Source organism: Microbacterium sp. ET2 (genome assembly GCF_030347395.1).
Lineage (GTDB): Bacteria > Actinomycetota > Actinomycetes > Actinomycetales > Microbacteriaceae > Microbacterium > Microbacterium albipurpureum.
This window is the reverse complement of record NZ_CP128170.1, coordinates 2,018,276-2,045,116: the sequence shown is the minus strand read 5'-3', so window position 1 is coordinate 2,045,116 and position 26,841 is coordinate 2,018,276. Positions and strand designations below refer to the sequence as shown.

The window sequence follows — 26,841 nt, the reverse complement described above, 5'->3', positions numbered from 1 at the left end:
GGTACCGGATGCCGCAGGCTCGACCTAATTGGGATGAGCGGCGATCTCGGGGGCAGGCGGTCAGGCGGTCAGGCGGTAGCGGGCTTGCCCGGCGAGTCGCGGCCTTCGCTGTGGATCGATCCAAGGTGGTGGCACCAGGTGGACGCGACCGTCGACCCCCATGCCGTCGACGATGATCTCCCATCCGTCGGCGTGAAGCCGATGATGACAGCCGGTGCACAGCAGGACTCCGTTGCGGAGATCCGTCGCGCCTCCGTCCCTGTTCCACCAGGAGATGTGATGCACATGGCACCACGCCGGCGGTGCGCCGCAGTCGATACATCCTCCGTCGCGCTCGACGATGGCGAGCTTCTGGGCCGTCGTGAACAGTCGACGACTACGACCCCAGTCGAGGATCTCGCTCTCACCGCCGAGCACACACGGAATGACCTGCTGGTCAGCGGCCAGTCGGCGGATCATCCCCGCGGGAACCGGCTGAGCGATACCGTCGATCGTCGCCGCGCCGAGGCCACTCTCGAGGGACGCGAGGTCCATGCGGATCACCACGGTCGCCGACGGCGCAGTCGGAACCTCATCGCATCCGATGGCGTGCCGGCAGATGTCGGCGAGGGCATCGGCACTCATCTGCTTCACCGACCGGACGTCCCGGTCGTCGTCCGGGGCGTGCTCGTTCCGACGGAGCGTCGCACCCACGAGCGACTCGATCGCCGCCTTCACCGGCGCACCGGTCTCCACGTCGAGCTTCGCCGAGATGACCAGCATCCCGTCGCGCTCCTGGATCACGAGCGTCCGCGCGCCCCTCAGCTCTTCGTGTCGCGGGGCGACACCGTCGGGGTCGAGGTGCGCTTCGACGCGCGCGAGCAGCTTGACCAGCTCGTCGGGGCGCAGTCCCGGCGCGAGGTCGCACATCTGCCGCTCGGCGTCGTCGAGCCTCACAGAATCAACCCGCAGCGCCAGCTTCGTCAACATGGTCACGATCGATGCGGCGGCCGTCATCCCCATCCGCCCGGCGGATACCGCGGCTGCGACGTGCGGACACCTGGCCGGAAGCTGCTCCCCGCTCAGGGCGATGCGGGGCGCTGTTGCCTCGCCGACCTGGATCATCCGCACGGACTCACCGACACTCGTGCCGGTCGTCGTCGAGATGAGGACCGCGGGCGATCCGAATCCCTGTCTCTTCGCCAGGGAGTCTCTGCCGAGCTCGGCGCGCGATTGCCGAGCGACCTCCGCCGCAACACCCGCGTATGCCGCGTCGACGTGCCTCTTCAACGACCCGAAAGCGTTGGTCACCTCGATCAGCTCCGACGGGGTCAGCGCCGACGGCATGCGGTCGCCACCTGCGAGCGCCAGCGCCTCGAGCGCCTGTGCGATCCCCGCGAGTGGTGATGTCATGCCTTGATAGTAGTACACATGTTCTATCAATACAACACTTGCAAACGAAGATTTCTTCGATATGCTGATGATGTCGCGCCGCCGGCGCCTCCACCGATCGAACGCCAAGGAGCAGGGGATGTCCTTCCAGGCCTATCTCGACACCATCGAACGCAAGACGGGACTGACCCCCCGGCAACTCGTCGGGGTCGCCCACGAGCGAGGACTGGATGCGCCCGGCGTGAAGGCGACGGAGATCATCGAGTGGCTGAAGTCCGACTACGACCTCGGACGCGGGCATGCGATGGCGATGGTCCACGTCATCACGAAGGGTGATCGGATCGACCCGAAGCATGTCGGTTCGGGCGGCACGCACGCCGACGCAAGCGATCGTCTCTGGCTCGACGGCATCGCGACCAAGCCCGAGGGGTTCTGACGACGGGTTCGGGCATTGACTGCAACTCGGGCATCGACTGCGACTGCGACTGCGACTACGACTGCGACTACGACTGCGACTGCGACGTGGATATCGCGACCGTCGGGTCCCTCCGGGGCCCACCGTCTGGGGCCGCGATCGTCAGGTGGCCGGTATTGCGGCCTCGCGGGCGCCGCGTCCCCACCGGAAAGGCGACACCGTCGGGTCGCCGTCGATCCAGAAACGCCACGGGAACACGGCGGTGCCCGCAACGCCGGCGACGCCGACCCGCGGCCCCGAGACCGTCTCCGGAAGGATTTCCTCTCGAAGCAGGAGCCTTGCCACCGCTCCTGCGCGGGGCTCGGAGGTGATCGCGTCGATTCCATCGTGAACCGGATGCCGCAGACCGACGGCCTGACCCAACCGGCCGGGTCCGCGGGCGAGGTCACGGTGCGGAAGCGTGAGAGTGCCGGAAGCAGCGTCGGCGGCAACCGACGGCCGGGAGGCAGCGTCGGCGGCAACCGACGGCCGGGCGGCGGTGCGACGCCGCGTCGCGGCATCCCTTCCGCTCACGATCTCTCCCGCGCGAAGGAGGATTCCGCCCGCGGTACCTTCGGGGCCGCACACGACATTCACGCACGAATGGATCCCGTGACTGAGGTAGACGTAGAGGTGACCGGGCTCCCCCCACATGGTGGCATTGCGCACTGTCGGCCCCATTCGGGCATGCGAGCCTGGGTCGGGTACCGGGCCCGTGCCCCGACCGTGGTAGGCCTCGACCTCGGTGAGGCGGACGGCAACCGTCTCTCCCGCGACGGTCACCTCGAGGACTCCTCCGAGCAGCCGCGGCGCGACGTCGACGGGCAGTCCCGCAACGTCGGCGCGCGAGGCCGGACGCAGCCCCGAGCGCGCCCCGGCAGAGTTCTCCGGGGTCACGCTCACCGCGGCGGCACCTGACACCACGAGATGTCGAAGCCCTGCAGCGAGACGACCTGCGTGCCGTCGTCGATCTCGACGATGCGGGTCTGAAGTCGCTCCGGAAGCGGCAGACGGTAGTCGTCGTACGCGTTCTGAGCCGCGGCCGGGGCGACGAGCACCGCGAGATAGCGCGCGCTCGGCGAGACGCATGTCTGCACGACGGCGTCCTCCGCTCCGATCTCGGTGAGGGCGCTCGTGGCGCCGTCGGCTCCGACGCGCACGACGGCCGTCGATCCGGTCGGGTTGCCGTCGGCGCCGAACACCGCGGCAGAGCGGATCGTCCCGCCATCGGGCATGGGAGTGATGGTGGTGACCGTCCCGAGATCGGATTCCGGAGTCGCCAGCGGCTCCTCCGACGCATCCGTCAGATCGATCACAGCCGGCCCGTCGGCGCGCTCGACGACTGCCGCCGACGAACCCCGGGCGATTCCGCCGATCGAGAGCGCTGTCCCGAGCGCCGTCGAATCCGCACCGTCCGCGCCGGTCAGGAGGAGCTGACCGTCGAAGGAGAGGAGCAGGATGCTGTCGGTATCGGGCACGAACCGCCACTCCGCGATGCGGGGGTCGGCTCCGTCGATCGCGATCTCGGTCGGCTCGGTCTCGGTGGCGCCCCGAGCGAGTGATGCCGTGTAGAGGCGACTCTCGCGCGCACCCTCGGCGCTGACATCGTCATCGGTGTACAGGTAGCCGACCACCTCGCCGCGATCGGCGCTCTGCAGGTTCGAGACGAAACCGTCGCCGGGCAGCGGGAGAGTTCTCTCGTCTCCGCCCTCGAGGTCCGTCACGATCAACTCGGCCGATCCGTCGTCGGCGAGCACCGACATCACGAGGTGCCGCGAGGTCGCGCGGAAGTCCTCGATGTGCGGGTGCGAGAACACCGCCTCGGCGTCGTCGCCGGTCAGATCGGTGCGGAACACGGTGTCGCCGCCATTGCCGCGCTGCAGCAGGAAGACCTCGGCCCGCGGCGTTCGAAACGTCTCGATGACCTCGGTGGCGGGCCCGCCGCCCGCGGCGGTCAGCCCATCGATGCTGACCGTGTATTCGGTGTCATCCCGCAGCGGCAGCCCAAAGCGCACCCCGAGATTGCGCCCCGACGTGTCGATCGCGAACGGGACCTCGGGGGTGATGCTCACCTGATCAGCCGCCACTTCGGCGAGCGGCAGCGAGGTCGAGACGATCAGACGGCCCCCGGATGCGGCGGCCGCAGCCTCGGGGTCGACATCGACCGCGGTCACCCGGGGCCCCTGAAGAGTGCTCACGGCGGCCCCCGCAAGACCCAGCGCGCCGAGAAGTGCGGCGACGATGAGGAACGGCAGCACGAACGCGCGACGAGATGTCGAACGCGTGCGCGGCGAGGAGCGCACCCGGTCAGTACTCATACGGGTCCTCGGGCTCGTCGATCAGCTCCACCGTCGCCGCGTCGATGAACAGGCGTCCGTCGGAATTCGCGCGCACCATGCCGTCGACCGTGACCCACTGTCCGGTCTCGGCGTCGGCGGGCGCCTCGTTCTCGCCGACCGCGACCGGGATGCTCGCCGACTGGGCGTCGATCACGCAATGCGTGATAACCAGGCGCGACAGCGCGAATCCGCTGTCCTCTCCGGGCGTGACGAAGCCGGTCAGCGTCACCGGGTCGCCGTCGAACGCCTCGGGATTGGTCGCGGTCGCGAAGACCGCCGACCATTCCCCGACGCCGAACGAGGCGGTGTCGCCGGTGCGCGCCAGGGTGACCACATCGGTTCCGCCGAAAAGCGGAGGGGCTCCGACGTCGCGTGAGATCGCGAGCTCGGCCGACAGGGAGCGAGGGGGGAGAACGAGTGTCAGCAGAACGACCGTCGAGGCGAGGACCGCCCCGGTCGCCGTCGCGATCAGCCCCAGTGAGCGTCGGCGGCTCTCTCGCGATCGCCGCGGTGCTCGAGCGGGTCGCGGTACCCCAGATGGGCGAGACGGACGTGAACGGGATGCCGCGGCGCGCGCCTGCGCACGGGTGAGGACGGGGGCGGCCGGAGCCGGGTGGTCGGCGACGGGATCGGGGCCGTGGCTGTGGACGTGCGCGTCGACGTCGCCACCGTGCCCGTCAGCACCGTGCCCGTCAGGCCCGTGCCCGTCAGCACCGTCACCGTGATCGTGCCCGTGGTCCTCTTCGGCTCCGGCCGGGAGCAGGAAGCTCAACACCGCGCCGACCAGCACGAGGACCGACATCGACACCGCGAACCACGACGACTCGGGGTTGATGTAGAGACCCAGCCTTCCGGTGAGGGCGAGGGAGACGGTGACGACGGCCATGATCGCGGCGAGGCCGACGCCGAGCCACCGTGTCAGCAGGGCGGAGCGCTCAGGCAAGGAGATTCACCCCCGTCCCGATCGCGAAGGCGGCGAGAAGCACCACCACGACGACACCGGCCAGCGCGCGGGTGGTGAAGGTGGTGCGCATGAGGGCGAGCATCTTCACATCGACGAGGGGCCCGACGAGGAGGAACGCGACGAGCGATCCGGGCGTGAAGGTCGAGGCGAAGGACAGCGCGAAGAACGAGTCGACGTTCGAGCAGATCGACACCACCATCGCCAGTGCGATCATCGCCACGATCGACAGTGCCGGGTTCGATCCGATCGCCAGCAGCACATCGCGCGGGATCAGCACCTGCACGGCCCCGGCGATCGCCGAGCCGATGATGAGCGCCGGCATGACAGCGCGCAGCTCGATCACGAACTGCGCAAGGCTGCGACGCCCGCGCTCGCCGAGGGCGCCCGCCGATCCCGCCTCCACCGGACCGCGTGCCACCTGCAGCGCGCGCGTGTCGCGGAAGCGGTCGGTCAGAAGTGCGTCGGGGTCGGGGTGACGGCTGTAGAGCCATCCGATGAGGTTCGCGATGAGGTACCCGCCGATGAGTCGGACGACCAGGATCCCGTCGTCGAACCCGAAGGCGGCGTGGGTGGTGATGATGACGATGGGGTTCACGATCGGCGCGGCGATGAGGAAGGTCATCGTCTCGGACACGCTGAATCCGCGCATCAGCAGCCCGCGGGCGAACGGGACGTTGCCGCACTCGCAGACCGGAATCAGCATGCCGAGGAGGGAGAGGACCGCCCTGCGCGCCCACGCTCGCCGCGGCATCCATCGTTCGATGAGCCCCGGCGGCACCCACACCTGCACCGCGATCGAGAGCACCACGCCGAGGACGACGAAGGGCAGCGACTCGATCAGCACGCTGACGGCGAGGGTCAGCCCGTCCTGCGCGCGGGTGGGCAGCGGGTCGGGGAAGATCGCGGGCGCGAGCGCGTCGACGAGGAACAGTCCGACGATCACCGCGACCCCGATGCCGAGGGCGACCAGCGCACGCGCGCTCGACGACGGCCGCGACCCCTCGGGGGTCACGGTGCGAGCGCGGCTCTCGGGGGGCGCGACGCGGGGGGCCGGATCAGTCCGTGTCACGCTCACCGGCTCCGGCCGTGCAGGCGGAGCAGTAACCGAAGATGTCGACGATGTGCTCGGCCTGGCTGAACCCGTGGGCGGTGGCGGTGCGACGCGCCCAGTCCTCGACATCCGTCGCTTCGATCTCGACGGTCACGCCGCAGGTGCGGCAGATCAGATGATGGTGATGGCCGGTCGACACGCAGGCGCGGTAGAGGCTCTCGCCCTCCGGGCTCTGCAGAGAATCGGCCTCACCGTTGGCGGCGAGGCCGGCGAGCGCCCGGTACACCGTGGCGAGGCCGATGCCGGTGTTCTCGCCCCGGAGGGTGGCGTGCAGCGACTGAGCGCTGACGAAGCCGCGAGCGTCGGCGAGGGCTTCGCGCACGCGTTCGCGCTGCCACGTGTTCCGCTGGGCCATGATCAGGAGTTTACCGAGGCGCCCTGAGCCACTGCTGGACGCGGATCTCCCCCGCGCTCCCGGGTAACCCGTCCCTGCCGGGCGCCGATCACGCGGCAGACGAGGTAGATCACGAACGAGATCGTGGTGATGTACGGGCTGACCGGCAGCGTCCCGGCGATGGCCAGGAGGATGCCGCCGACGGCGGACACGAAGCCGAAGCCCGCCGCCAGGAGCGGTACCGACAGCGGCCCGTGGGCGACGCGCATCGCGGCCGCGGCCGGCGTCACGAGCAGCGCCATGACCAGAAGGGCGCCGATGATGTGCACGGCGACGGCGACGATGAGGCCGAGCAGGATCATGAACAGCAGTGATACCGCGGTCGTGGGCACGCCGCGCGCCGCTGCCGACTGCGGGTCGAGGGAATCGAAGCGCAGCGGCCGCCAGATCACCAGCATCCCGAGCAGCACGACCGCGCTGATGCCGATCAGCCAGCCGAGCTGGCCGGTCTGCACCGACACGATCTGCCCGGTCAGCAGGCTGAAGCGGTTGGCACTGCGCCCGTCGTAGAGAGAGAGGAACAGGATGCCGAGGCCGAGGCCGAACGGCATCAGGACGCCGATGATCGAGTTGCGGTCCCTCGCGCGCGCGCCGAGCCAGCCGATCAGGGCGGCGGCGATGAGAGATCCGAAGATCGAGCCGGTCACGACGTCGACGCCGATGAGGAGCGCTGCCGCGGCGCCGGCGAAGGAGAGCTCGCTGATGCCGTGCACGGCGAAGGCCATGTCGCGCTGCATGACGAAGACGCCGACGAGACCGCCGACGAGACCGAGGGCGGCACCGGCCCAGATGGCGTTGGAGACGAGTCCGAGCAGCTGGGCGTAGACCGGGAGCCCGCCGAACATGGCCTCCCAGATCGCATCCCAGTTCACGAGTGGTCCTCGTCGTGGTGATGGTGATGCGTCTCCTCCGCGTCCGGCGCACCGACCACGACGAGCCGGTCGCCCGCCCGCAGGACGAAGACGGGCGTGCCGTACAGCTCGGTGAGGACGTCGGAGCGCAGCACCTCGTCGGGGCTACCCAGGGTGAACCGCCCGCCGGCGATGTAGAGGATCCTGTCGACCTTGCCCAGCAGCGGGTTGACGTCGTGCGTGACGAGAAGCACCGCGGCGTTGCGCTCGCGCCGGTGCCGGTCGATCAGATCGACGACGGCTCGCTGGTTCGCCAGGTCGAGGCTCGTCAACGGCTCGTCGCAGAGGAGGAGCTTCGGCTCGTCGGCGAGGGCCTGTCCGATGCGGAGGCGCTGCTGCTCCCCGCCCGAGAGCACCCCGACGGGGCGGTCGGCGAAGGAGCGCGCACCCACCTCGTCGATCAGCTTCTCCACCCGCGCCGCGTCGCGGCGTCGCGGGATCGGCAGTCCGAATCGATGGCCGTTGACTCCGAGCGCCACGACATCGCGACCGCGCAGGGCGACGTCGCGCGGCAGCGGCCGCGACTGCGGGATGTACCCGATGCGGCGGTTCCCTCCGGCGCGCACCGGTTCGCCCAGCACCGAGATCGTGCCCGAGCTCAGCGACTGGAGGCCCAGGATCGCCTGGAGCAGCGTGGTCTTCCCCGACCCGCTCGGGCCGAGCACGGCGATGAGCTCGCCGGGTGCGACCGAGAGGTCGAGCCCCGACCAGAGCTCTCGGCCGGAGCGCCGCAGCGCGGCATCCCGGATCTCGAGCGCAGGCGCGGTCGGCGTCACTCCGCCAGTGCGTCGCTGAGAGCCGTGATGTTCGCCTGCATCCACGAGATGTAAGTCTCCCCCTCCGGGAGCGTTTCCGAAAACGCGATGACCGGGATGCCGAGGGTCTCGGCTTCTCCGATGACCTGCTCGGTCTCGGCGCCACCGGTCTGGGTGTTGGTGATCACCACGCGCACGTCGTCGGCGCCAAGCAGGGCGAGCGACTCGAGGAGGGTGGCCGGAGCGACATCCTGCCCCTCTTCGACAGCCTCGCTGAAGGCGTCGGGGGTGACGTTCTCAAGTCCCGCCGCCGCGGCGAGGTAGACCGGCACCGGCTCGGTGACGAAGACCTGGGCGCCCGGCTGGTCGGCGGCGATGTCTTCGAGCGAGGATTCCAGGTCCTCGATGTCGGCCGCGAACGACTCGAGGTTGGCCGCGAACGCCTCGGCGTCATCCGGGCGGAGGTCGGTCAGCTCATCGGTGATCGCCTCGGCGACATGGACGATCGTGTGCGGGTCGTACCAGACGTGCTCGTTGAAACCCTCGATGTGTGCGTGGCCGTGCTCGTCACCCTCGTGGGCGTGCCCGTCGCCTTCGTCGTGGGTGTGCTCTTCCCCCTCAGCGTGCGCCTCGCCCTCCTCGTGCGCGTGATCCTCCTCCGCGACCGCGGCTTCATCCGCGTCGGCTGCCGCCTCCTCGGAGTGGGCCTCGTCGCTGTGCTCCTCTCCACCGGGATAGTCGTGGGAGTACTCGACGGCCGTGATCACATGGGCCTCGCTGCCGCTGGACTCGATCAGCGCGTCGATGAACGAGTCGTAGCCGCCGCCGTTCTCGACGATGAGCTCGGCGTCGGAGATCGCGAGCGTGTCCTGCGCGCTCGGCTCGTAGGAGTGCGGATCCTGAGCCGACGAGGTGACGATCGAGGTCACCTCGACGGCGTCGCCGCCGAGCTGTTGGACGATCTGCCCGTAGACGTTCGTCGATGCGACGACCTGGACCGCGTCGCCGGCCGGCGTGGCGCCACCCTCGCTCGAGGACGATGAGGCTGACGACGTCGCGCAGCCGGCGAGCGCCAGAGCGGATGCTGCGGTGAGGGCAAGGGCGGAGAAGGTTCGGGTCGCACGCATGCCTCCATGGTACCGGATTGATAATCGTTATCAGTACTCCTGGCCACATCGCGTCAGTTCGAGGGGGTCGAGGGTGGTACGACCCGTCCCGCGTCGAGGCGCAGCACTCGATCGGCGAGCGCGAGCACGGCGTGCTCATGCGACACGCAGACGACGGCGACGCCGGATCGCGCCACTTCCTGGAGGGTTGCGCGGATGCGTGCGGCACTCTCGATGTCGAGACCCGTCGTCGGCTCGTCCAGGAGCAGGAGCCCCGGCGTGCGCACGAGGGCTTGGGCGAGGAGCGCCCGTTGACGCTGGCCTCCTGACACTTCGGCGAGGGGACGGGGGGCGAGATCCGCGATGCCCACCTGCTCCAGCGCCGCGGCGACTATGCGGCGGCGCTGGCCGCGAGCCGTCCGTCCGGGCACCCCCAGCGACACCGCGTCGCCGACGGTGATCGGAACCAGGGCCGATATCGCGACGGCCTGCGGGACGTAGGCCAGTGAGGCCCTCACCGCCCGCGACCCCCTCGTCGCCGGCCGCACACCCGCGATCACCTCCAGAAGCGTCGACTTGCCCGCACCGTTCGGCCCCGCGATCGCGGTGATCATGCCGGCCACGATGGCGACGTCGACGTCGGACAGGACGGAGCGACCCGAGAACTCGACGGCGATCCCCCTCAGGACGCCGATCGTGGACGCCGGGGCGATGGCGTTTCGCGGGTGAGCGCGCTGCGCCGGGGGAGGCAGCATCCGGTCTCCTTCCGATTTGAGAATGATTCTCATTAACCATACGGTGGGCGGGTGCCCGCTCCGACCGACGCCCTCTTCGCGCCCTTCGCGCTCGAGTTCGTGCAGCGAGCCCTCCTCGGCGGCGCGCTCGTCGCCGTGCTCTGCGGTGTCGTGGGCACGTGGGTCGTCATCCGCGGCATGGCCTTCCTCGGCGAGGCGCTGGGCCACGGGATGCTCCCCGCGGTCGCCCTCGCCACCGTTCTCGGCGTCCCCGTGCTCGTGGGCGGCGCCGTCGGGGCGACCGCCATGAGCATCGGCGTAGCTGCCCTGCAACGTCGGGGGCGGCTGTCGTATGACACCAGCATCGGTCTGCTGTTCGTCGCGATGCTTTCGCTCGGTGTCATCGTCATCTCGTTCTCGGGGAACTTCGCCACCGACGCCACCGCGATCCTCTTCGGGGACATCCTCGCCATCTCCGCCGCAGACCTCGTCGTGCTCGCCGCCGCTTGCGGGATCGGCGTCCTCGTGGCCGCCCTCGCCCACCGTGCGCTCGTGGCCCTGGCGCTCGACACCCGGATCGCAGCCGTGCTGGGCTTTCGTCCCCGTGTCGCCCAGGCGGTCCTCGTCGGGCTCGTCACCCTCGCCGTGGTCGCCTCCTACCAGGCCGTCGGCTCGCTGCTGGTCGTCGGTCTCCTGCTCGCGCCTGCGGTGGCCGCCGGCGGATGGACTGCCCGGATCTCGAGCCGGATGCTGCTGGCCGCCGCCATCGGAGTCGCCGCCGTGTTCACGGGTCTTCTCGCCTCCTGGCACTTCGCCTCCGCTGCCGGAGCGTCGGTGGCCGCGTCGGCCATCGCCCTGGCCGGGGGGTCGACCCTGCTCCGCACCGCTGTCGTCGCCCACGGACGTCGGTGGCGCGGAACGCCCGAGCGCCGCACATCCGCGCCTGCCGCCGCCTGATCCGTCCATCCCCTCCCAGAGAGAATCCATGCGTTCCCGCGTCGTCGCCCTCACCATCGCCGTCCTCGCCGTCGGTCTCACCGCGTGCGTCGGCACCCCGCCGACGGCCCCCTCATCCGGAGCCTCCGCCACCGATGACGATCACGGCGACCGCGTCGGCGCCACCGAGCTCACCGAACCCCCGCTGGGACTGACGATGATCGACGAAGCCGGCACCGTGACCCACCTCGACCTGTGGGACGAGAGCATCGCCAGTCTCGGCACGATCGCCCCGCCCCGGGGCATCGCGAGCGACGGACGCTACGTCTTCGCCGAGACCGCCACCGGGATCGAGATCGTCGACTCGGGCGTGTGGACCTGGGACCACGTCGACCACTTCCACTACTACCGCGCCTCCCCCGAAATCCTCGGGACCGTCGCGGGGCACGGCCCGGCCGTCGTGGCGACGACGAACCAGTCGACGTCGGGGAGCACCGGGATCTTCTTCGAGGGCTCGGGTGAAGCGGTGCTCCTGGACACCGAGGCCCTCTCCCGCGGCGAGCTGAGCGAGCGGTTCCGGCTCGAGGTCGCGCCGCACGACGGCCTCGTCGTCCCCGTCGGATCGTTCGCGGTGGTCACCGAGGCAGGACCGGACGGCCGGGTGGACCGGGTCGCCGGGTACGCAGACGACGGGGCGCCGGAGGGGATCCAGGTGGCGTGCCCTGACGCGCGCGGCACGATCACGACCCGCGTCGGCGCCGTGATCGGATGCCGGGACGCGGCCCTCCTCGCCGAGGTCACCGACGGCGAGCTCACGCTCACGCGCATCCCGTACCCGCCCGGCACCACGGCGGCGCCCGCGGAATCGTTCCACAACCGGGAGGGGCGCCCGACCGCGGCGGCTCTCGCCGGCGAATCCGGGGCGAACGGGATCTGGCTCCTGGACACCCGTGCGCAGGCCTGGACGCTCCTGCCCTCGCCCGAGCCGTTGGTCACCGTCACCGCGGTCGACGACGACGCCGACACCGTGCTCGCCCTGACGACCGAGGGGCGTCTGATCGTGCTCGACGGCACGGACGGCGCGGTGCGGGCCCGGACCGAGCCGCTCGTCGCAGCCTCGGTCGCTGACTCGGGCGCCCACGCGCCGCCGATCGTCGCCGACGCGCAACGGGCGTACGTGTCCGGGCCCCGGGAGCAGAAGCTCTTCGAGATCGACTTCGCCGACGACGCACGCATCGCGCGCACGTTCGACACGGCGGCGCCGTTCCAGTTCACCGCGGGGACCGGGCGATGAGCGCGCGTCGGACGCAGCGAGGGCGGCTCGTGGCGGCGCTCCTCGTGGCGGGTCTGACCGCGTCGACACTCGCCGGGTGCGCAGGGCCCGGCGACGGGCGTCCGCTGGTCGTGGTCACCACGAACATCCTCGGCGACGTCGTCGAAGAGCTCGTCGGCGACGAGGCGGAGGTGCTCACGCTGATGAAGCCCAACGCCGATCCGCACTCGTTCGAGATCTCGGCGCAGGAGGCGGCGCGGCTGCGCGGCGCCGACCTGATCGTCTCGAACGGACTCGGCCTCGAAGAAGGTCTGCAGCAGCACCTGGATGCGGCAGCAGCCGACGACGTCGTCACCTTCGTCGCCGGCGACGTGATCGACGTCCTCGCCTACCGCGACGGCGACGCGGCAGGCACCCCGGACTCGCACTTCTGGACCGACCCCGCCCGGATGCGTGACGTGGTGGATGCGCTGGAGCCGGAGCCGCAGACCTCGACGGCGTCGTTTCGGCCGAGGTGTCCGCGCGCAGCGCGGATTACCGGTCCGCGATCGACGAGCTCGACGCGGAGATGACATGGGCCTTCGCGGCGATCCCGTCCGAGCGAAGGGCGCTCGTGACCAACCACCACGTGTTCGGCTACCTCGCCGATCGCTTCGACTTCGAGGTCGTCGGTGCGGTGATCCCCGGCGGTACAACGCTCGCCGCTCCATCCGCGTCCGATCTGGCGGATCTCGTCGCCGCTGTCGAGCGAACGGGTGTGCCGGCGATCTTCGCCGAGTCATCCTCGCCCGATCGCCTCGTCCGCGCGCTCGCCGAGGAGGCCGACATCCACGTCGAGGTCGTGGAGCTCTTCACCGAGTCCCTCACCGACGCGGAGGGCGGCGCTCCGGACTACCTGACCATGATGCGCATCAACACCGAGCGCATCTTCACCGGACTCTCGCGCTGAGGGTCCACCCCATGAAGAAGAGAGGCATCATGCGCACTTCCCCTTTGCGCCGTGCGGGCATCACCGCGCTGACCATCGGAGCGGTCGTGACACTGGCCGCGTGCTCGTCGGGCGCCGGAACCGGTTCCGCCGCACCGACCACCCCCGACTCCCCGTCCGCCTCACCCGGCCCCCGTGTCGCGGTGGCGTACGAGGGCGGCGTCGTCGTCCTCGACGGCGACACCCTCGAGCCGGTGGCCGACTTCGACTCCGAGGAGTTCATCCGTCTGAACCCGGCCGGGGATGACCGGCACGTGATGGTGACGATGAGCGAGGGCTTCCAGGTGCTCGACACCGCGGCCGGCACGTCGGAGGAGCCCGAGCTCACCGATGTCGTCTTCGAGGCCGACGCGCCGGGCCATGTCGTCCGGCACGCGGGCAAGACGATCCTGTACGCCGACGGCACGAGCGACACCACCATCTTCGATACCGCCGACCTCGCGGCATCCGACGGTCTTCCCGACGTCGAGACGATCGAGGGTGTGGAGGCGCATCACGGGGTGTCGATCGTTCTCGAGGACGGCACGTTCCTTACCACCGTCGGCAACGCCGACGGACGCAACGGCATCACCGCCCAGAACGCCGCCGGTGACCTGATCGCCGAGACCGACCAGTGCCCGGGTGTCCACGGCGAGGGGACCGCGAAGGACGAGGTCGTCGTGTTCGGGTGCGAGAACGGCGCGCTGATCTACGAGGCCGGCGAGATCGTCAAGCTCGATTCGCCGGATCAGCCCTACGGCCGCATCGGGAACGCGTTCACGACCGAGACCAGCCCCCTCGTGCTGATGGACTACAAGAACGACCCCGACGCAGAGGGATCCCTGCTGAGCGCGGTCACCCTCGTCGACACTGACGCGCGGACCCTCGAGGTCATCGAGATGCCGGAGGGCGCGGAGTACACCTTCCGCGACCTCGCGCGCGGCCCCGGCGACCTCGGCTACATCCTCGCCTCGGACGGCTCGATCCACGTCCTCGACCCGACCTCGGGCGAGTTCGTCGACGAGTTCCCGGTGATCCCGGCGTGGGAGGGCCCGGCGGAATGGCAGGAGCCGCACCCCGCCATCATCGTGTCCGGCGACATCGCCTACGTGACGGAGCCCGCGGCGAACGCGGTGCACGCCGTGGACCTGACCACCGGCGAGGTCGTCGCGACGACCGCGCTCGACGCCGTTCCGAACGAGCTCGCCGTCGCCGCCGGCTGACGAACCGCGCCCTTCTCTGACCCGCGAAAGAGCATCTGGCCGCCGAGGATGCGAGGTTCACCCGCACCCTCGGCGCGCCGATGCACTCTCGCGGGATGGGCTGGGTTCCGGGGCGGGCGCCCGACGCGGCTCAGTCCAGCAGCAGCGCGGGCTCCTCGAGGATCGACGCGACATCGGCGATGAAGCGCGACATCCCGTCACCGTCGATCACGCGATGGTCGAATGACCCGGCGACCGTGGTCACCCAGCGCGGGCGCACCTCGCCGTCGACCACCCACGGCTTCTGGCGGATCGTGCCGAGTGCCACGATGCCGGCCTCGCCGCCGTTGATGATCGGGGTGCCGGCATCCATTCCGAACACCCCGATGTTGGTGATCGTGATCGTCCCGCCCTGCTGGTCGGCGGGGGTGGTCTTCCCGTCGCGCGCGGTGAGCGTCAGCCTTTCGAGCGCGCGTGCGAGGTCGCGCATCGACAGGTCCTGCGCATCCTTGATGTTCGGCACGAGAAGGCCGCGCGGCGTCGCCGCGGCGATGCCGAGGTTGACGTAGTGGTGCAGCCGGATCTGGGCGCCGCCTTCGCCGTCGATCCACGAGGCGTTGACCATCGGCGTCCGCCGCACCGCCCAGATCACGGCGCGGGCCATGATCAGCAGCGGCGAGACCTTGATGTCGGCGAAGTCGGGCGAGGCCTTCAGGCGCTTGACGAGGCTCCATCGTGCGCGTGGCGTCGACGTCGGTCCACACCGACACGTGCGGCGCCGAGTAGGCGGTGCGCACCATGCTGTTCGCCACGGCCTTGCGCACACCCCGGACGGGGATCGACTCCTCACGCCCGTCGTCGTCGGTCGCCGGACGCGCGGGGCCGGAGGCCGGAGAATCGGATGCCGCTGCCGCGGCCGGCTCGGAAGCGCGCGCACCGGCGCCACCGACCGGGATGGTCTCTTCGCGGACATCCCCCCACTCCGGCGTCTGGATGTTGCGGAAGACGCTCGCCTGCGAGGCGTGGCGCATCACGTCGTCGCGCGTGACCTCCCCCGCCGCCCCGCTCGGGGTCACCACGGCGAGGTCGACCCCGAGGTCGCGGGCGAGCTTGCGGATCGGAGGCTTCGCGACGACGCCCACCGACTGGGTCACCGGGCGCTCGGCCGGCTTCCGCCGCCGCGACTGGACCGCCCCCGCCGAACCGTACCCGACGAGGACCGACCCCGACTCCTCCGGCTCGGTGCGCGGGGCCCCGTGCTCGCTCTGCCCGACGGTGACGGGGGTGGCGGGGGGGCCTGCGGCATCCGCGGGTTCGATCGTGATGATCGGTGAGCCGACGTTCACCGTCGCCCCCTCGGCGGCGAGGAGTTCGCCGACGCGGCCTGCGAACGGCGAGGGCAGTTCGACCAGCGACTTGGCGGTCTCGATCTCCACGATGACGTCGTTGACCGCAACCGCGTCGCCCGGAGCGACCCGCCACGTCACGATCTCGGCCTCGGTCAGACCCTCCCCGACGTCGGGAAGGAGGAACGTCTGGGTGCTCATGGGACTCCTCAGTAGGCGAGGGCGCGGTCGACGGCCTCGAGGATGCGGTCGGCGTCGGGAAGGTACGTGCCCTCGAGCTTGGCCGGAGGGAAGGGCGTGTCGAAGCCCGACACCCGCAGAACCGGTGACTCCAGCGCGAAGAACGCCTTCTCCATCACGGTCGCGGCGACTTCGCTCCCGAGCGAGGTGAATCCGGGGGCCTCCTGCGCGTAGACCATTCGGCCGGTGCGGCGCACCGAGTCGAGCACGGGCCCGTAGTCCACGGGCGAGAGCGACCGGAGGTCGATGACCTCGCAGCTGGTCCCCTCCGACTCGGCGAGCGCGGCGGCCTGCAGGAGCGTGTGGACCATGGCTCCGTGACCGACGAGCGTGACGTCGGTCCCCCGGCGGACCAGGCGCGATGCGTGCAGCGGCAGGGCGGGCGCACGGGTGTCGACCTCGCCCTTCTGCCAGTACCGGCTCTTGGGCTCGAGGAAGATCACCGGGTCATCCGACGCGATCGCCTCCTGCATCATCCAGTAGGCGTCGTTCGGCGTGGACGGGCTCACGACACGCAGCCCGGGGGTGTGGGTGAAGTAGGCCTCGGGGCTCTCCTGGTGGTGCTCGACCGCACCGATGTGACCGCCGTAGGGGATTCGGATGACGATGGGCATCCGCACGGCGCCCTCGTGGCGATTCGTGATCTTGGCCAGCTGCGAGGTGATCTGGTCGAAGGCGGGGAAGACGAATCCGTCGAACTGGATCTCGAGCACGGGGCGGAAGCCCGCCATCGCGAGTCCGATCGCGGTGCCGACGATGCCCGACTCCGCCAGCGGCGTGTCGATGACCCGGCGGTCGCCGAACTCGGCCTGGAGTCCCTCGGTCACCCGGAAGACGCCGCCGAGGCGACCGATGTCCTCGCCCATGAGCAGCACGCGGTCACTGCCGGCGAGGGCCGCGTGAAGGCCGAGGTTGAGGGCCTTCGACAGGGGGAGGGAGCGGATGACGCCTGCGTCGGCCACGTCGCCGGCGGGCTCGGGCGCGGGAGTGGAGACGGGCTGAGCGGTGGTCACGACGTCCCCTCCTCGAACGACGCCTCGTAGTCGGCGAGCCAGCGCTGCTGCTGGTCGACGAGCGGGTGCGGCTCGGAGTACACGTGGTCGAACATGAGGGCGGTGGGGATGCCGCCGAGGGCGTTGGTGCGAACGCGCGTGTCGTCGGCGAGGGCCTTGGCCGAGGCTTCGACGTCGGCGAAGAACGCCTCAGAGGCGCCACGCGAACGCAGGTAGGTCTCCATGCGGGCGATCGGATCGCGCCGAGCCCAGGACTGCTCCTCGTCGGAGGTGCGGTACTTCGTCGGATCGTCGCTGGTGGTGTGGGCGCCCATCCGGTAGGTGATCGCCTCGATCGCGCGGGGGCCCTGACCGGTGCGCGCGTCGTCGAGCGCGACGCGGGTCACCGCGTAGGCGGCGAGCACGTCGTTGCCGTCGATCGGGGTCGCGGGGATGCCGTACCCGTCGCCGCGGCGGTACAGCGGCGAGCGCGACTGCGTCGCGACCGGCACGGAGATCGCCCACTGGTTGTTCTGCAGGAAGAACACCTCGGGGGTCTGGTAGCTGGCGGCGAAGACCATGGCCTCGTGGACGTCGCCCTGACTGGATGCGCCGTCGCCGTAGTAGACGATGACCGCCTCGTCGCGCTCGACGTCGCCCGTGCCGCTGCGGCCGTCGAACACGAGGCCCATCGCGAGTCCGGTCGCGTGCAGCGTCTGCGCTCCCAGCACCAGCGTGTAGATGTGCGTGTTGCCGTTGCGGGGATCGGTCGGGTCCCAGCCTCCATGGGTGAGGCCGCGCATGAGGCGGATGATGTCGACCGGGTCGACGCCGCGGATGCGGGCGACGACGTGCTCTCGGTAGGACGGGAAGATGTGGTCCTGGGCGCGCGCGGCACGCGCCGAGCCGACCTGAGCGGCCTCCTGACCGAAGCTCGGCGGCCAGAGGGCGAGCTGGCCCTGACGCTGGAGGTTCGTCGCCTGCACGTCGAAGGCGCGGATCTCGGCCATGTCGCGGTACAGACCCTCGAGCTCGGCGTCGCTCAGCGCGTCGATGACGGCGAGGTACGGCTCGGCGGCGGGCGTCGGCGACAGCGTGCCGTCTGCGTCGAGGATGCGGACGAAACGGGCGTCGGGAGCAGAGTCTCCCGACGCGGCGGGTTCAGACGAGGCGGGGCCTGCGTGCAGAGTCACCGTTCTACGCTAGCCGCCGGCCCGGATGGGCTTCTGGGAGGTCTCCGACAACGGAGGCGGCGATTCGTAGGACGTGATCCACAGACTCTTCCTCACCGACCGAGACGCGGATGCCATCGCCGGCGAACGGACGGACGATGAGTCCCGCGCCCGTGAACGTCTCGGCGATCGCGAGGGTGTTCTCGTGCGCGGGGAGCCACACGAAGTTTCCCTGCGCCTCGGGAACGGCCCAGCCGGCCTCGCGGAGAGCCTCGGCCAACCGGTCACGGCGGGCGGCGATGTGCCGGACGCGGTCGAGGAGCTCCTCCTCGGCGTCGAGGCTCGCGAGCGCAGCCGCCTCGGCGTGGGCGGTGACCGACAGTGGGATCGCCGTCGTGCGCGCGGCATCGAGGATGCGCGGATGCCCGATGGCGTACCCGATGCGGAGGGCGGCGAGGCCGAACGCCTTGGAGAAGGTGCGCAGCACCACGACATTGGGCAGCTCCGCCCCGCCGCGCGTGCGATTGCCGAGCACGGCGAGCCCGTCGACCGCGCCGGGGGCGGTGACGAACTCGGCGTAGGCCTCATCGAGGATCACGAGGATGTCGGAGGGCACGCGGCGGATGAAGGCGTCGAACTCGTCCTGACCGACCACGGGCCCGGTGGGGTTGTTCGGGCTGCACACGAGGATCGCGCGGGTGCGATCGGTGATCGCATCGGCCATGGCATCGAGGTCGTGTCGGGAGTCGACGGTCAGCGGCACCTGCACGGGGGTGGCGCCGGCGAGCACGGCCAGCCACGGATAGGCCTCGAATGAGCGCCAGGCGTAGATGACCTCGTCGCCGGGACCGGAGGTGGCGAGCACCAGCTGGGCGAGGATCGAGACGCTTCCCGCGCCCACATGCACCTCGTCGAGCGTCACGCCGAAGCGTGCGGCGAGGCGCTCGCGCAGACGCGTGGCCGTGGCATCCGGATACCGGTTGAAGGCGCTGGCAGCCCGCACCGCCTCGAGCACTCCCGGCAGCGGATCGAACGGGTTCTCGTTGCTCGAGAGCTTGAAGGCGTCGGGCCCCGCCTGCGTGCCCTGCTTGTACGGCGGCAGGGAGGCGATGCCGGGGCGCACGCGAACCGGGATGTCTGCAGCGTCGCTCACGGCACCGAGTCTACGGCGGGATGGCCCGGGAGCCACGGGCGTGCGGATACCGGGAGAAGGAGGCGTCGTCGCGCGCGTCAAGGTGTCGCGGACACCGGGGCGGCGTGGCACACTCGCCGCATGGGCTTCCTCATCCGCGTGGTCGTGAATGCGTTCGCGATCTGGGTCGTCACCCTCATTCCCGCTCTCCAGGTCTTCGTCATCCCCTTCGCGCCGGGAGAGACGCTGCAGCTGATCCTCACCCTGCTGCTCGTGGCGGCGATCTTCGCGATCGTGAACACGATCATCGGCACGGTCATCAAGGTGCTGGCCTTCCCGCTGTACATCCTCACCCTCGGCCTCATCGGGCTGCTCATCAACGCCTTCCTGCTGTGGCTGACCGCGTGGTTCACCCAGTGGTGGAGCTTCGGGCTGCGCGTCGAGGAGTTCTGGTGGGGCGGCATCATCGCCGCGCTCATCATCTCGGTGATCAACTGGATCGCCGGAATCATCCTGCGGCCGCGCCGTCGCGAGGACTGAGCAGCCCGGCAGCCGGCGGCGCCGGACGCGACGCGGCGTACTCGGTGACAGCGACGGCGTCCGCCCGGCCGAGCCGTGCGAACACCTCATGCACGGTGCTGACCCGCGGGTCGCCCGAGGCGTCGACCAGGGCGGCGCTCTCGGCGTAGCTGCGCATCGAGTGCGCCGGCACGGTCGCATCCACCACCCCGGAGTCGGCGTGCGCCTCGCGCTCGGCGGTGAAACTGCCCGGCGCCCCGACCGCGGTTTCGTGTCCGCCGCCGGCGAGCATCGAGATCGGGTCGTCGGAGTGCCGGATGGCGACCGCGAGGGTCTCCGCGCCGACGTCGGCCTCGACCGGCGACCCGAACGAGACCATCGTCGCCATGTCGTACGGTCCCTCCAACGCCAGGTGCGCCGCGATCATCGCCCCCTGCGAGTGGCCGAAGGCATGCACGGTGTCGCCGGGCTTCGCACCCGCGGCCTCGAGGGCGGCGAGGGTCGCCTCGTACGACGCCGAGCGGCTGCCGGTGTACAGCTCGGCGTTGGACTGCACGTCCCAGGGATCGTCCCCGCCGACGCCGAGCGACTGCGTGCCGGCGATGTACACCGCGAACTGCTCTGTGCCGTCGGGCATCGTGTACTTCTCCACCCGAACCCGCGCGTCACCCGCCCCCGGCATGCGGGCTGCGGCCGACGCCAGATCGGGAGGTGCCGTGGTCATCCGCGGCGGGGGTGGGGTCGACCGGAGCACGACCGCCGATGGCTCGCCGCTCAGGCGCGCGTCGCGCGCGAGACGCCCCCACCCGCCGACGCCGAAGACCACGGCGGTGCCGAGTGTCGCACCACCCAGCGCGACGCCCCCGATCGCGGCGCCGAGCTCGCTGAAGACGCCCCCGAGCTCGCTTCCGGTCTCGGTCGCCTGACGCACGAGGTAGCTCGGCCACATCACCGCCCGGTCGAATCGGGCGATGAACGCCTCCGCGTCGGCGCCGGGGAACAGGCGCAGCAGCTCGGCCCGCCGCAGTTCGACGGCGGCGATCCCGGCGCCGTCTCCGCGCGCCGACAGGGCGGCGTGCTCGGCGTCCAACTCGACCAGCTCGTAGACGGCGGCGGCGTGGCGGAGGTCACCGGCGATCTGCGCCGCCTGCACGATCGTCGCATCGAGATCGTGAGCGAAGATCATCGCGGACCCTGACGCCCCCCACCCGTATCGCCGTTCGTCGGCGAGCTCGGCCCGCGCGACGCCGAAGCGGCGCTGCAGCACGTCGAGGTCGTCGATCATCCGGTCGAAGCGCCCGGCGGCCTCACGAAGCGACTCGGTGTCGACCGAGACCGCGCCGCCGCCGCGGATCTCCAGGCCGTCGCTCACCAGCATCCCTCCGCCATCAGTGCCGCCCGGTCACTGGCGCACTGCGCCTCGAAGATGACCGTCTCGAGCTGGCAGGTGAGACCGGAGACGTCTCCTGCCCATGACGCGGCCTTCTCGTGGAAGGCCTCGGCGGCACGGGCGCGCCAGCCTGTGGCGTGATCAAGGGAGCGGGCGGTCGTCGTCGCGTCGGCGAGCGCGGACGCGACGGAACGGAGCTCACGGACGACGGCGGCGAGCGCGACCGCACTCGCCTCGGCACCGGGGGAGCAGGCGGCGGTGGAGAGCATGGGACGATGATCGAGGTCCGGCTGTCCCCCGCGGGGAGGGGTGCGGGGATCTGTGAGGCGATGCCGCCGAACCCCGGGCTGTGCAGGAACGGTCGACGCCCTTGCACGCCGCGCCTTCACCCCCAGAATGGAACCCATGACCGCGAGCGCCTCGCCCTCTGCGCCGTTCCGCGTCGTGTTCGTGTGCACCGGGAACATCTGCCGTTCGCCCATGGCCGACGTGGTGTTCCGCGCGTTCGCCGACCACGCCGGGCTCGCCTCGCGGGTCGTCTCCACAAGCGCCGGCACGGGCGACTGGCACGTGGGCGAACGTGCCGACGAGCGGACGCTCTCGGCGCTCGAGCGCCGCGGCTACGACGGCTCCCGCCACCGCGCGCGCCAGTTCACCCAGACCGACTTCGACCGCCACGACCTCATCGTGGCCCTGGACCGCAGCCACGAACGGATCCTCCGCGGGTGGGCACCTACCGACGGCGACGCCGACAAGATCGCGCTGCTGCGCTCGTTCGACGCGCGTGCCGATGGCGTCGACGTCCCCGACCCCTACTACGCGGGCCCGGCGATGTTCGACCAGGTGCTCGCTATGATCGAGAACGCGAGCCGGGCGCTCTTCCGGCAGCTGGAACCCGCCATCCGTCCCGCGACCACGTCTCCGTGAGGTGCTGACGCGGGACCGCGTCGTCACGGGAGCATCGTGCCCTCACTTCCCCCTCAGCCGCTCAGCCCGCTCGACGGGCGCTACCGGGCCGCGGTCGCACCGCTGGCCGACTACCTCTCCGAGGCGGGGCTGAACCGTGCCCGCGTCGAGGTCGAGGTCGAGTGGCTGATCACCCTGACCGAATCCTCCCTCTTCGGCACCCGGCCGCTGGCGCCCGCGGACAAGGACCGCCTGCGCGTGCTCTATCTCGACTTCGGGCAGACCGAGATCGACTGGCTCGCCGAGAAGGAGGCGGTCACCCGTCACGACGTCAAGGCCGTCGAGTACCTCGTGCGCGATCGCCTGACCTCCCTCGGGCTCGACCGCATCGCCGAGCTCACGCACTTCGCCTGCACGAGCGAGGACATCAACTCCACCGCCTACGCCCTCACCGTCAAGCGCGCGGTGCACGACGTCTGGCTGCCGAAGCTGCGCGACGTGATCGCCGCCCTCCGGCGGCTGGCGGATGAGCACCGGGATGCCGCGATGCTGGCGCGCACGCACGGGCAGCCGGCGACCCCCACGACCATGGGGAAGGAGCTGGCGGTGTTCGCCGCGCGGCTCGAGCGGGTGGTCCGCGGCATCCAGGGATCGGAGTACCTCGCGAAGTTCTCGGGGGCGACCGGCACGTGGTCGGCGCACCTCGCCGCCGACCCGCAGGTGAACTGGCCGACGATCACGCGGGAGTTCATCGAGGGAGTGGGTCTGGACTTCAACCCGCTCACCACCCAGATCGAATCGCACGACTGGCAGGTCGAGCTCTACGACCGGGCGCGTCACGCCGGCGGCATCCTGCACAACCTCGCGACGGATGTCTGGACCTATATCTCCCTCGGGTACTTCGCGCAGATCCCCGTCGCCGGCGCGACCGGGTCGTCGACGATGCCGCACAAGATCAACCCGATCCGCTTCGAGAATGCCGAGGCGAACCTCGAGATCGCGGGGGGCCTGTTCACCACCCTGGCCTCCACGCTCGTGACCTCGCGCCTCCAGCGCGACCTCACCGACTCCACCACGCAGCGCAACATCGGCGTCGCCTTCGGCCACTCCCTCCTCGCGCTCGACAACCTGCTGCGCGGGCTCGGCGAGATCTCGCTGCGCCGCGACGTGCTGCTGGCCGATCTCGACGCGAACTGGGAGGTGCTCGCCGAGGCGATTCAGACGGTGGTGCGCGCCGAGATCACCGCGGGACGCTCGCAGATCACCGACCCCTACGCGCTGCTGAAGGACCTCACCCGCGGGCGCCGCGTCGGTGGGCCGGAGCTGGCGGAGTTCGTGCGCGGTCTCGACATCGGCGACGCGGCGAAGGAGCGGCTGATCGCTCTCACGCCCGCCGGGTACGTGGGTCTCGCCGCCGACCTGGTCCCGCCCGCGCGCTGATCCCCGCGCGCCGCGCTGCCGCCCTTCCCCCGCCTCCGCCCCCTCCGCCGAGCCACCGTCATCGCGACGAACCACCGCCTCTGGAGGGGTGGCTCGGCGCGATTCGGGTGGTTCGGCGATGGGCAAGGGGCGGCGCGGGACGGCGCGGGGCGGAAGAGCGGGAGCCGGGATGCCGCGACGGCGGCGAGAATCGGAGGGTGACCCTCGAGCGCGATGCCCCGCCCCTGCAACGGCGCGCCGTCATCGCGCAGCGCTGGAGTGACGCGGTGTTCCTGCACTGGCGGGTCACGCCCGACGCAGTCGCGCCGCTCCTCCCCCGCGGGGTGGAGCCCGACGTCTTCGACGGGTCGGCCTGGGTCGGCCTCGTGCCGTTCGTGCTGAGCGAGTTCCGGTTCCTGCCGCTTCCTCCGGTGCCGTTCGTCGGCACGTTCCGCGAGATCAACGTCCGCACCTACGGCGTCGACGCCGCCGGGCGGCGGGGCGTCGTCTTCCGCACCCTCGAGGCCGAGCACCTGGCGCCGGTACTGGCGGCGCGGGCGATCTTCGGCCTTCCCTACCGGTGGGCGCGGATGGGGATGCGCAAGACCGGCCCGCTCATCGAATACCGCTCCCGGCGGCGCCGCGTCGACGGCCGCGCTGTGGGCCCCGGCACCCGCATCGCCGTCGAGCGCACCACCGAACCGGTCGACACCGCGCTGTCGCGCTTCCTCACCGCGCGATGGGGGTTCCACGAGACGCATCTCGGGCAGACGATCTGGGCGGCCAACGAGCACGCGCCGTGGCCGCTGGTCGAGGCGCGCGTGCGGGCGCTCGACGACGGCCTGGTCTCAGACGCCGGGTTCCCCGGTCTCGCCGGTCGCACGCCGGATTCCGTGCTGGCGACGCCGGCGCAGCATCCGGGGTTCCACACCCGCTTCAGCCGCGCCGTCCGCATCTGAGCCCCTACGGGGTCGTCGACCCGCCGCCCGGCGCGTCGGGCGCGTCGGCGGGGTCGTCGTAGAGCACCGGGCGATCCATCGGCTTCTGCACGGTGGCGGGGTCGACGGCCAGGAGCAGCAGCGAGACGATCAGCAGGGTGACGATGAACGTCACCCCGGCCACGATGCCGGCGACCACGAGCGCGCGGGAGGCCTGCTCGCCGCCGCCCTGCTGGAAGAACCCCATCGACATCAGGGTCACGAAACCCGCGAAGAGCGCCGCCCCGAAGGCGAGACCCAGAAGCTGCACGGGCTTGAGCAGATCGCGTCGGGTGAGCTTGTCGGTCATCGGGAATCCTCCGTGGATGACACCGCAGCGGCGTCACCAGTGGGTTCGGTGGTCTCTGCGACCGCCGCGGGGCGCGGCGAGAAGCCGGCGATCGCCAGCCACACCGCGATGATGGCGGCATAGCCGCCCAGGATGCCGACACCGATCGTCGTGCCGGTGAGGGTGAAGGTGCCCGCCTCGTCGATCGTGTATTCCAGCGCGTACGACACCGGCACCGAGATCAGGGCGACGCTCAGCACGAGGGTGATGAGGCCCACCGCCAGACCGTCGCGGGCCTCGCGGGCGGCGACGGCGAGCTCGGGGGCTCCGCGGGAGAGGCGCACCTCTCGCCACGACGACAGGGCCTCGGTGAGTCCGGTCGCAAGCGCCCAGACGGCGACGATGACGACGAACGTGACCTCCGACCGCCACGCCGGGATGCCGCCCGCCATGCCTGCGACCACGCTGAGGATGCCCATGAGGATCGCCTGCCACCGCGCACCCGCGGGATAGACGAGCCAGGCCGCGAGGAGGAAGACGAGGCCGGTCGCGATCGCGAATCCACTGAAGACCGACAGGCCGATGGCGGCCGAGTGGTCGGGCGAGAAGGTGATCATCACCGCGACGATCGCCGCGAAGAGGGCACGCGCGAGCTGCAGGTCGCGCGCACGGAAAGCGCGGGGAGTGGCGGCAGCAGGCATGGCGGCGTTTCGGACGGGGATCGGGGCGTTTCCAGTGTAGGCCGTGGCCGCCGGGCGGATTCGGGGATGCTTCACCGGCGAGAGAAGCGGATGCCGCGGCCTCAGCGCTCCGCGAACAGGCGGTCCAGAACGCGGCGCGCCAGCAGGCGCTGGTCGGCGGGGATGTGGGTGATCATGATCAGCGCCTTCCACAGGGCCCAGCCGCGCCCCCGCACCCAGGTGCCGTCGTCGACGGCGAGCTCTCGACGGAAGACGCGCGCTGCGGGGCCGTCGAAGAAGGTCCACGCGATGACGGTGTCGCAGGCCGGATCACCGACGGCGGAGCATCCGAAGTCCACCACCGCGCTCAGGCGCCCGTCGCGTGCCAGCAGGTTGTTGATGGACACGTCACCGTGCACCCACACCGGCGGCCCGTCGAAGGATGCGGCCAGCGCGTCGCGCCACATCCCCCCGGCGAGATCGCGCTCTCGACCGGAGAGCCGGTCGATGATCGCCGCCGTCTCGTCGTCGTAATGCGCCAACGGACCGCCGCGGTATCCGCTGTGCAGGCCCGGGGACGGGCCACCGGCGGCGTCCACCGCGCGGAGGGCGACGAGGAAGGCGGCGAGGTCCGCGGCGAACCGCGATGCGTCATCGACCTCGACCACGCCGGCCGGGTCGCCCTCGATCCAGCCGTACACCGACCACGGTCCCGCGAAGCCGCGGGAGGGGCGGCCGGCGCCGTGCACCGCCGGGATCGGGAGTGGCAACGATGGCGCGAGATGCGGCAACCAGCGCTGCTCTTTGGCGACCTGCGGCACGTAGCCGGGCGCGGACGGCAGGCGAACCGACAGCGCCTCGCCGAGGCGGAACATGCGGTGGTCGTTCCCGCCGTGGGGCACGGAGCGCACAGGGAGGTGCGCCCATTCGGGGAACTGCTCGGCGATCAGCGCCCGGACGAGCTGTGCGTCGATCCGGGATGCATCGATAGCGGGGGCCGGGTGGCTTCCGGTCACTGCTGCGGACAGAACATTCGCGGCCGGGGGCCGGTGCGGTCGAACGTGTGCTGCGACATCGGCGCACCGCAGAGGGGGCAGGGCCGCTCGGTGCGTTCGGGCTCGGGCTCGGTGTCGTAGGGCCCGACCGCAGCCGGCCCGGCCTTGCGGATGAGCACGGCGTTCATCCAGTTGAACCACCCGCCCTCCTCGCGCATCCGCACCCGGAGGGGCTTTCGCGGCGGACGGGGCTCGGGGTGGGACATA

Annotated in this window: 29 protein-coding genes and 1 pseudogene; 10 read left to right on the top strand and 20 right to left on the bottom strand. The window is 70.9% G+C overall.

What is annotated here, in order from left to right:
- Nucleotides 1-60 precede the first annotated feature (60 nt).
- Complete coding sequence (locus QSU92_RS09895; protein WP_289261332.1) at nucleotides 61-1,392, bottom strand: HNH endonuclease; 1,332 nt, start codon at nucleotides 1,390-1,392, stop codon at nucleotides 61-63.
- 118 nt (nucleotides 1,393-1,510) lie between these two features.
- On the opposite strand from QSU92_RS09895, the gene QSU92_RS09890 reads away from it, so the two are divergent.
- Nucleotides 1,511-1,807, top strand: a complete 297-nt coding sequence (locus QSU92_RS09890; protein WP_289261331.1) for a DUF4287 domain-containing protein — start codon at nucleotides 1,511-1,513, stop codon at nucleotides 1,805-1,807.
- A gap of 141 nt (nucleotides 1,808-1,948) precedes the next feature.
- On the opposite strand, the gene QSU92_RS09885 is transcribed toward QSU92_RS09890, so the two are convergent.
- The 9 genes from QSU92_RS09885 to QSU92_RS09845 are packed head-to-tail and all read right to left on the bottom strand — an operon-like array spanning nucleotide 1,949 to nucleotide 10,160.
- Nucleotides 1,949-2,728, bottom strand: coding sequence for a DNA-3-methyladenine glycosylase (locus QSU92_RS09885; protein ID WP_289261328.1), 780 nt, complete (start codon nucleotides 2,726-2,728; stop codon nucleotides 1,949-1,951).
- Nucleotides 2,725-4,143, bottom strand: a complete 1,419-nt coding sequence (locus QSU92_RS09880; RefSeq protein ID WP_289261326.1) for a hypothetical protein — start codon at nucleotides 4,141-4,143, stop codon at nucleotides 2,725-2,727. The genes QSU92_RS09885 and QSU92_RS09880 overlap by 4 nt, the downstream gene beginning before the upstream one ends.
- A complete protein-coding gene (locus QSU92_RS09875; RefSeq protein WP_422880372.1) occupies nucleotides 4,133-5,107 on the bottom strand; it encodes a TIGR03943 family putative permease subunit in 975 nt (324 codons plus the stop codon). The genes QSU92_RS09880 and QSU92_RS09875 overlap by 11 nt, the downstream gene beginning before the upstream one ends.
- The gene (locus QSU92_RS09870; protein WP_289261324.1) at nucleotides 5,100-6,140 is read right to left on the bottom strand and encodes a permease; all 1,041 of its coding nucleotides are present in this window, start codon (nucleotides 6,138-6,140) and stop codon (nucleotides 5,100-5,102) included. Before QSU92_RS09870 ends, QSU92_RS09875 begins: the two co-directional genes overlap by 8 nt.
- Before the next feature lie 43 nt (nucleotides 6,141-6,183).
- The gene (locus QSU92_RS09865; protein WP_289261322.1) at nucleotides 6,184-6,594 is read right to left on the bottom strand and encodes a Fur family transcriptional regulator; all 411 of its coding nucleotides are present in this window, start codon (nucleotides 6,592-6,594) and stop codon (nucleotides 6,184-6,186) included.
- Nucleotides 6,595-6,596: 2 nt separating this feature from the next.
- Nucleotides 6,597-7,505 (bottom strand): metal ABC transporter permease, encoded by a 909-nt coding sequence (locus QSU92_RS09860; RefSeq protein ID WP_289261319.1) that lies wholly within the window; start codon nucleotides 7,503-7,505, stop codon nucleotides 6,597-6,599.
- Entirely contained in the window at nucleotides 7,502-8,320 is an 819-nt protein-coding gene (locus QSU92_RS09855) for a metal ABC transporter ATP-binding protein (protein WP_289261315.1), read from the bottom strand. The genes QSU92_RS09860 and QSU92_RS09855 overlap by 4 nt, the downstream gene beginning before the upstream one ends.
- The gene (locus QSU92_RS09850; RefSeq protein WP_289261313.1) at nucleotides 8,317-9,426 is read right to left on the bottom strand and encodes a metal ABC transporter solute-binding protein, Zn/Mn family; all 1,110 of its coding nucleotides are present in this window, start codon (nucleotides 9,424-9,426) and stop codon (nucleotides 8,317-8,319) included. Before QSU92_RS09850 ends, QSU92_RS09855 begins: the two co-directional genes overlap by 4 nt.
- 53 nt (nucleotides 9,427-9,479) lie before the next feature.
- The gene (locus QSU92_RS09845) at nucleotides 9,480-10,160 is read right to left on the bottom strand and encodes a metal ABC transporter ATP-binding protein (protein WP_289261311.1); all 681 of its coding nucleotides are present in this window, start codon (nucleotides 10,158-10,160) and stop codon (nucleotides 9,480-9,482) included.
- Nucleotides 10,161-10,211: 51 nt separating this feature from the next.
- Here QSU92_RS09845 and aztB point away from each other — a divergent pair, with 51 nt between their 5' ends.
- The 5 genes from aztB to aztD are packed head-to-tail and all read left to right on the top strand — an operon-like array spanning nucleotide 10,212 to nucleotide 14,538.
- Nucleotides 10,212-11,096: a zinc ABC transporter permease AztB gene (gene aztB, locus QSU92_RS09840; protein ID WP_289261309.1), complete on the top strand. Its 885-nt coding sequence runs from the start codon at nucleotides 10,212-10,214 to the stop codon at nucleotides 11,094-11,096.
- A 28-nt stretch (nucleotides 11,097-11,124) separates the two neighbouring features.
- Nucleotides 11,125-12,369, top strand: a complete 1,245-nt coding sequence (locus QSU92_RS09835; protein WP_289261307.1) for an ABC transporter — start codon at nucleotides 11,125-11,127, stop codon at nucleotides 12,367-12,369.
- Complete coding sequence (locus QSU92_RS17510) at nucleotides 12,366-12,920, top strand: metal ABC transporter solute-binding protein, Zn/Mn family (protein ID WP_333783421.1); 555 nt, start codon at nucleotides 12,366-12,368, stop codon at nucleotides 12,918-12,920. Before QSU92_RS09835 ends, QSU92_RS17510 begins: the two co-directional genes overlap by 4 nt.
- Nucleotides 12,863-13,297, top strand: coding sequence for a metal ABC transporter substrate-binding protein (locus tag QSU92_RS17505; protein WP_333783420.1), 435 nt, complete (start codon nucleotides 12,863-12,865; stop codon nucleotides 13,295-13,297). Before QSU92_RS17510 ends, QSU92_RS17505 begins: the two co-directional genes overlap by 58 nt.
- A 29-nt stretch (nucleotides 13,298-13,326) precedes the next feature.
- A complete protein-coding gene (gene aztD / locus QSU92_RS09825; protein ID WP_289261306.1) occupies nucleotides 13,327-14,538 on the top strand; it encodes a zinc metallochaperone AztD in 1,212 nt (403 codons plus the stop codon).
- A gap of 130 nt (nucleotides 14,539-14,668) precedes the next feature.
- Here aztD and QSU92_RS09820 read toward each other — a convergent pair.
- From QSU92_RS09820 to QSU92_RS09805, 4 genes and pseudogenes are all read right to left on the bottom strand, one after another.
- A pseudogene (locus QSU92_RS09820) lies at nucleotides 14,669-16,064 on the bottom strand (dihydrolipoamide acetyltransferase family protein).
- Between the two features lie 8 nt (nucleotides 16,065-16,072).
- Nucleotides 16,073-17,047: an alpha-ketoacid dehydrogenase subunit beta gene (locus QSU92_RS09815; RefSeq protein ID WP_422880440.1), complete on the bottom strand. Its 975-nt coding sequence runs from the start codon at nucleotides 17,045-17,047 to the stop codon at nucleotides 16,073-16,075.
- Between the two features lie 65 nt (nucleotides 17,048-17,112).
- Nucleotides 17,113-18,210: a thiamine pyrophosphate-dependent dehydrogenase E1 component subunit alpha gene (locus QSU92_RS09810; RefSeq protein ID WP_289265871.1), complete on the bottom strand. Its 1,098-nt coding sequence runs from the start codon at nucleotides 18,208-18,210 to the stop codon at nucleotides 17,113-17,115.
- A gap of 82 nt (nucleotides 18,211-18,292) precedes the next feature.
- A complete protein-coding gene (locus tag QSU92_RS09805) occupies nucleotides 18,293-19,420 on the bottom strand; it encodes a histidinol-phosphate transaminase (protein ID WP_289261304.1) in 1,128 nt (375 codons plus the stop codon).
- Nucleotides 19,421-19,540: 120 nt separating this feature from the next.
- Here QSU92_RS09805 and QSU92_RS09800 point away from each other — a divergent pair, with 120 nt between their 5' ends.
- Nucleotides 19,541-19,939, top strand: coding sequence for a phage holin family protein (locus QSU92_RS09800; protein ID WP_289261302.1), 399 nt, complete (start codon nucleotides 19,541-19,543; stop codon nucleotides 19,937-19,939).
- On the opposite strand, the gene QSU92_RS09795 is transcribed toward QSU92_RS09800, so the two are convergent.
- Both QSU92_RS09795 and QSU92_RS09790 read right to left on the bottom strand, forming a co-directional pair.
- Nucleotides 19,908-21,290 carry a hypothetical protein gene (locus QSU92_RS09795; protein ID WP_289261299.1) on the bottom strand — a complete coding sequence of 461 codons (1,383 nt, stop codon included), beginning with the start codon at nucleotides 21,288-21,290 and terminating at the stop codon, nucleotides 19,908-19,910. The two genes, QSU92_RS09800 and QSU92_RS09795, sit on opposite strands and share 32 nt — an antisense overlap.
- Complete coding sequence (locus tag QSU92_RS09790; RefSeq protein ID WP_289261297.1) at nucleotides 21,287-21,577, bottom strand: hypothetical protein; 291 nt, start codon at nucleotides 21,575-21,577, stop codon at nucleotides 21,287-21,289. The genes QSU92_RS09795 and QSU92_RS09790 overlap by 4 nt, the downstream gene beginning before the upstream one ends.
- A gap of 136 nt (nucleotides 21,578-21,713) precedes the next feature.
- Between QSU92_RS09790 and QSU92_RS09785 the strand changes: the two genes are divergently transcribed.
- The 3 genes from QSU92_RS09785 (at nucleotide 21,714) to QSU92_RS09775 (ending at nucleotide 24,592) form a co-directional block, all read left to right on the top strand.
- Nucleotides 21,714-22,235, top strand: a complete 522-nt coding sequence (locus tag QSU92_RS09785) for a low molecular weight protein-tyrosine-phosphatase (protein WP_289261295.1) — start codon at nucleotides 21,714-21,716, stop codon at nucleotides 22,233-22,235.
- Nucleotides 22,236-22,271: 36 nt separating this feature from the next.
- The gene (gene purB / locus QSU92_RS09780; protein ID WP_289261293.1) at nucleotides 22,272-23,654 is read left to right on the top strand and encodes an adenylosuccinate lyase; all 1,383 of its coding nucleotides are present in this window, start codon (nucleotides 22,272-22,274) and stop codon (nucleotides 23,652-23,654) included.
- Nucleotides 23,655-23,851: 197 nt separating this feature from the next.
- A complete protein-coding gene (locus QSU92_RS09775; protein ID WP_289261291.1) occupies nucleotides 23,852-24,592 on the top strand; it encodes a YqjF family protein in 741 nt (246 codons plus the stop codon).
- A gap of 4 nt (nucleotides 24,593-24,596) precedes the next feature.
- On the opposite strand, the gene QSU92_RS09770 is transcribed toward QSU92_RS09775, so the two are convergent.
- The 4 genes from QSU92_RS09770 to QSU92_RS09755 form a co-directional block, all read right to left on the bottom strand.
- Complete coding sequence (locus QSU92_RS09770; protein ID WP_289261289.1) at nucleotides 24,597-24,920, bottom strand: amino acid transporter; 324 nt, start codon at nucleotides 24,918-24,920, stop codon at nucleotides 24,597-24,599.
- On the bottom strand, nucleotides 24,917-25,600 hold the full coding sequence (locus tag QSU92_RS09765) for an acyl-CoA synthetase (protein WP_289261286.1): 684 nt from the start codon (nucleotides 25,598-25,600) through the stop codon (nucleotides 24,917-24,919). The genes QSU92_RS09770 and QSU92_RS09765 overlap by 4 nt, the downstream gene beginning before the upstream one ends.
- A gap of 101 nt (nucleotides 25,601-25,701) precedes the next feature.
- A complete protein-coding gene (locus QSU92_RS09760) occupies nucleotides 25,702-26,595 on the bottom strand; it encodes an aminoglycoside phosphotransferase family protein (RefSeq protein WP_289261284.1) in 894 nt (297 codons plus the stop codon).
- A complete protein-coding gene (locus QSU92_RS09755) occupies nucleotides 26,592-26,840 on the bottom strand; it encodes a hypothetical protein (RefSeq protein ID WP_289261283.1) in 249 nt (82 codons plus the stop codon). Before QSU92_RS09755 ends, QSU92_RS09760 begins: the two co-directional genes overlap by 4 nt.
- Nucleotide 26,841 lies beyond the last annotated feature (1 nt).

Coding starts and splice junctions, on each gene's coding strand:
- QSU92_RS09770 (WP_289261289.1), bottom strand. CDS start 24,920: ATGACCGACAAGCTCACCCGACGCGATCTGCTCAAGCCCGTGCAGCTT.
- QSU92_RS09765 (WP_289261286.1), bottom strand. CDS start 25,600: ATGCCTGCTGCCGCCACTCCCCGCGCTTTCCGTGCGCGCGACCTGCAG.
- QSU92_RS09755 (WP_289261283.1), bottom strand. CDS start 26,840: ATGTCCCACCCCGAGCCCCGTCCGCCGCGAAAGCCCCTCCGGGTGCGG.
- QSU92_RS09865 (WP_289261322.1), bottom strand. CDS start 6,594: ATGGCCCAGCGGAACACGTGGCAGCGCGAACGCGTGCGCGAAGCCCTC.
- QSU92_RS09835 (WP_289261307.1), top strand. CDS start 11,125: ATGCGTTCCCGCGTCGTCGCCCTCACCATCGCCGTCCTCGCCGTCGGT.
- QSU92_RS09790 (WP_289261297.1), bottom strand. CDS start 21,577: ATGCTCTCCACCGCCGCCTGCTCCCCCGGTGCCGAGGCGAGTGCGGTC.
- QSU92_RS09890 (WP_289261331.1), top strand. CDS start 1,511: ATGTCCTTCCAGGCCTATCTCGACACCATCGAACGCAAGACGGGACTG.
- QSU92_RS09785 (WP_289261295.1), top strand. CDS start 21,714: ATGACCGCGAGCGCCTCGCCCTCTGCGCCGTTCCGCGTCGTGTTCGTG.
- QSU92_RS17510 (WP_333783421.1), top strand. CDS start 12,366: ATGAGCGCGCGTCGGACGCAGCGAGGGCGGCTCGTGGCGGCGCTCCTC.
- QSU92_RS09800 (WP_289261302.1), top strand. CDS start 19,541: ATGGGCTTCCTCATCCGCGTGGTCGTGAATGCGTTCGCGATCTGGGTC.
- QSU92_RS09850 (WP_289261313.1), bottom strand. CDS start 9,426: ATGCGTGCGACCCGAACCTTCTCCGCCCTTGCCCTCACCGCAGCATCC.
- QSU92_RS09845 (WP_289261311.1), bottom strand. CDS start 10,160: ATGCTGCCTCCCCCGGCGCAGCGCGCTCACCCGCGAAACGCCATCGCC.
- aztD (WP_289261306.1), top strand. CDS start 13,327: ATGCGCACTTCCCCTTTGCGCCGTGCGGGCATCACCGCGCTGACCATC.
- QSU92_RS09880 (WP_289261326.1), bottom strand. CDS start 4,143: ATGAGTACTGACCGGGTGCGCTCCTCGCCGCGCACGCGTTCGACATCT.
- QSU92_RS09895 (WP_289261332.1), bottom strand. CDS start 1,392: ATGACATCACCACTCGCGGGGATCGCACAGGCGCTCGAGGCGCTGGCG.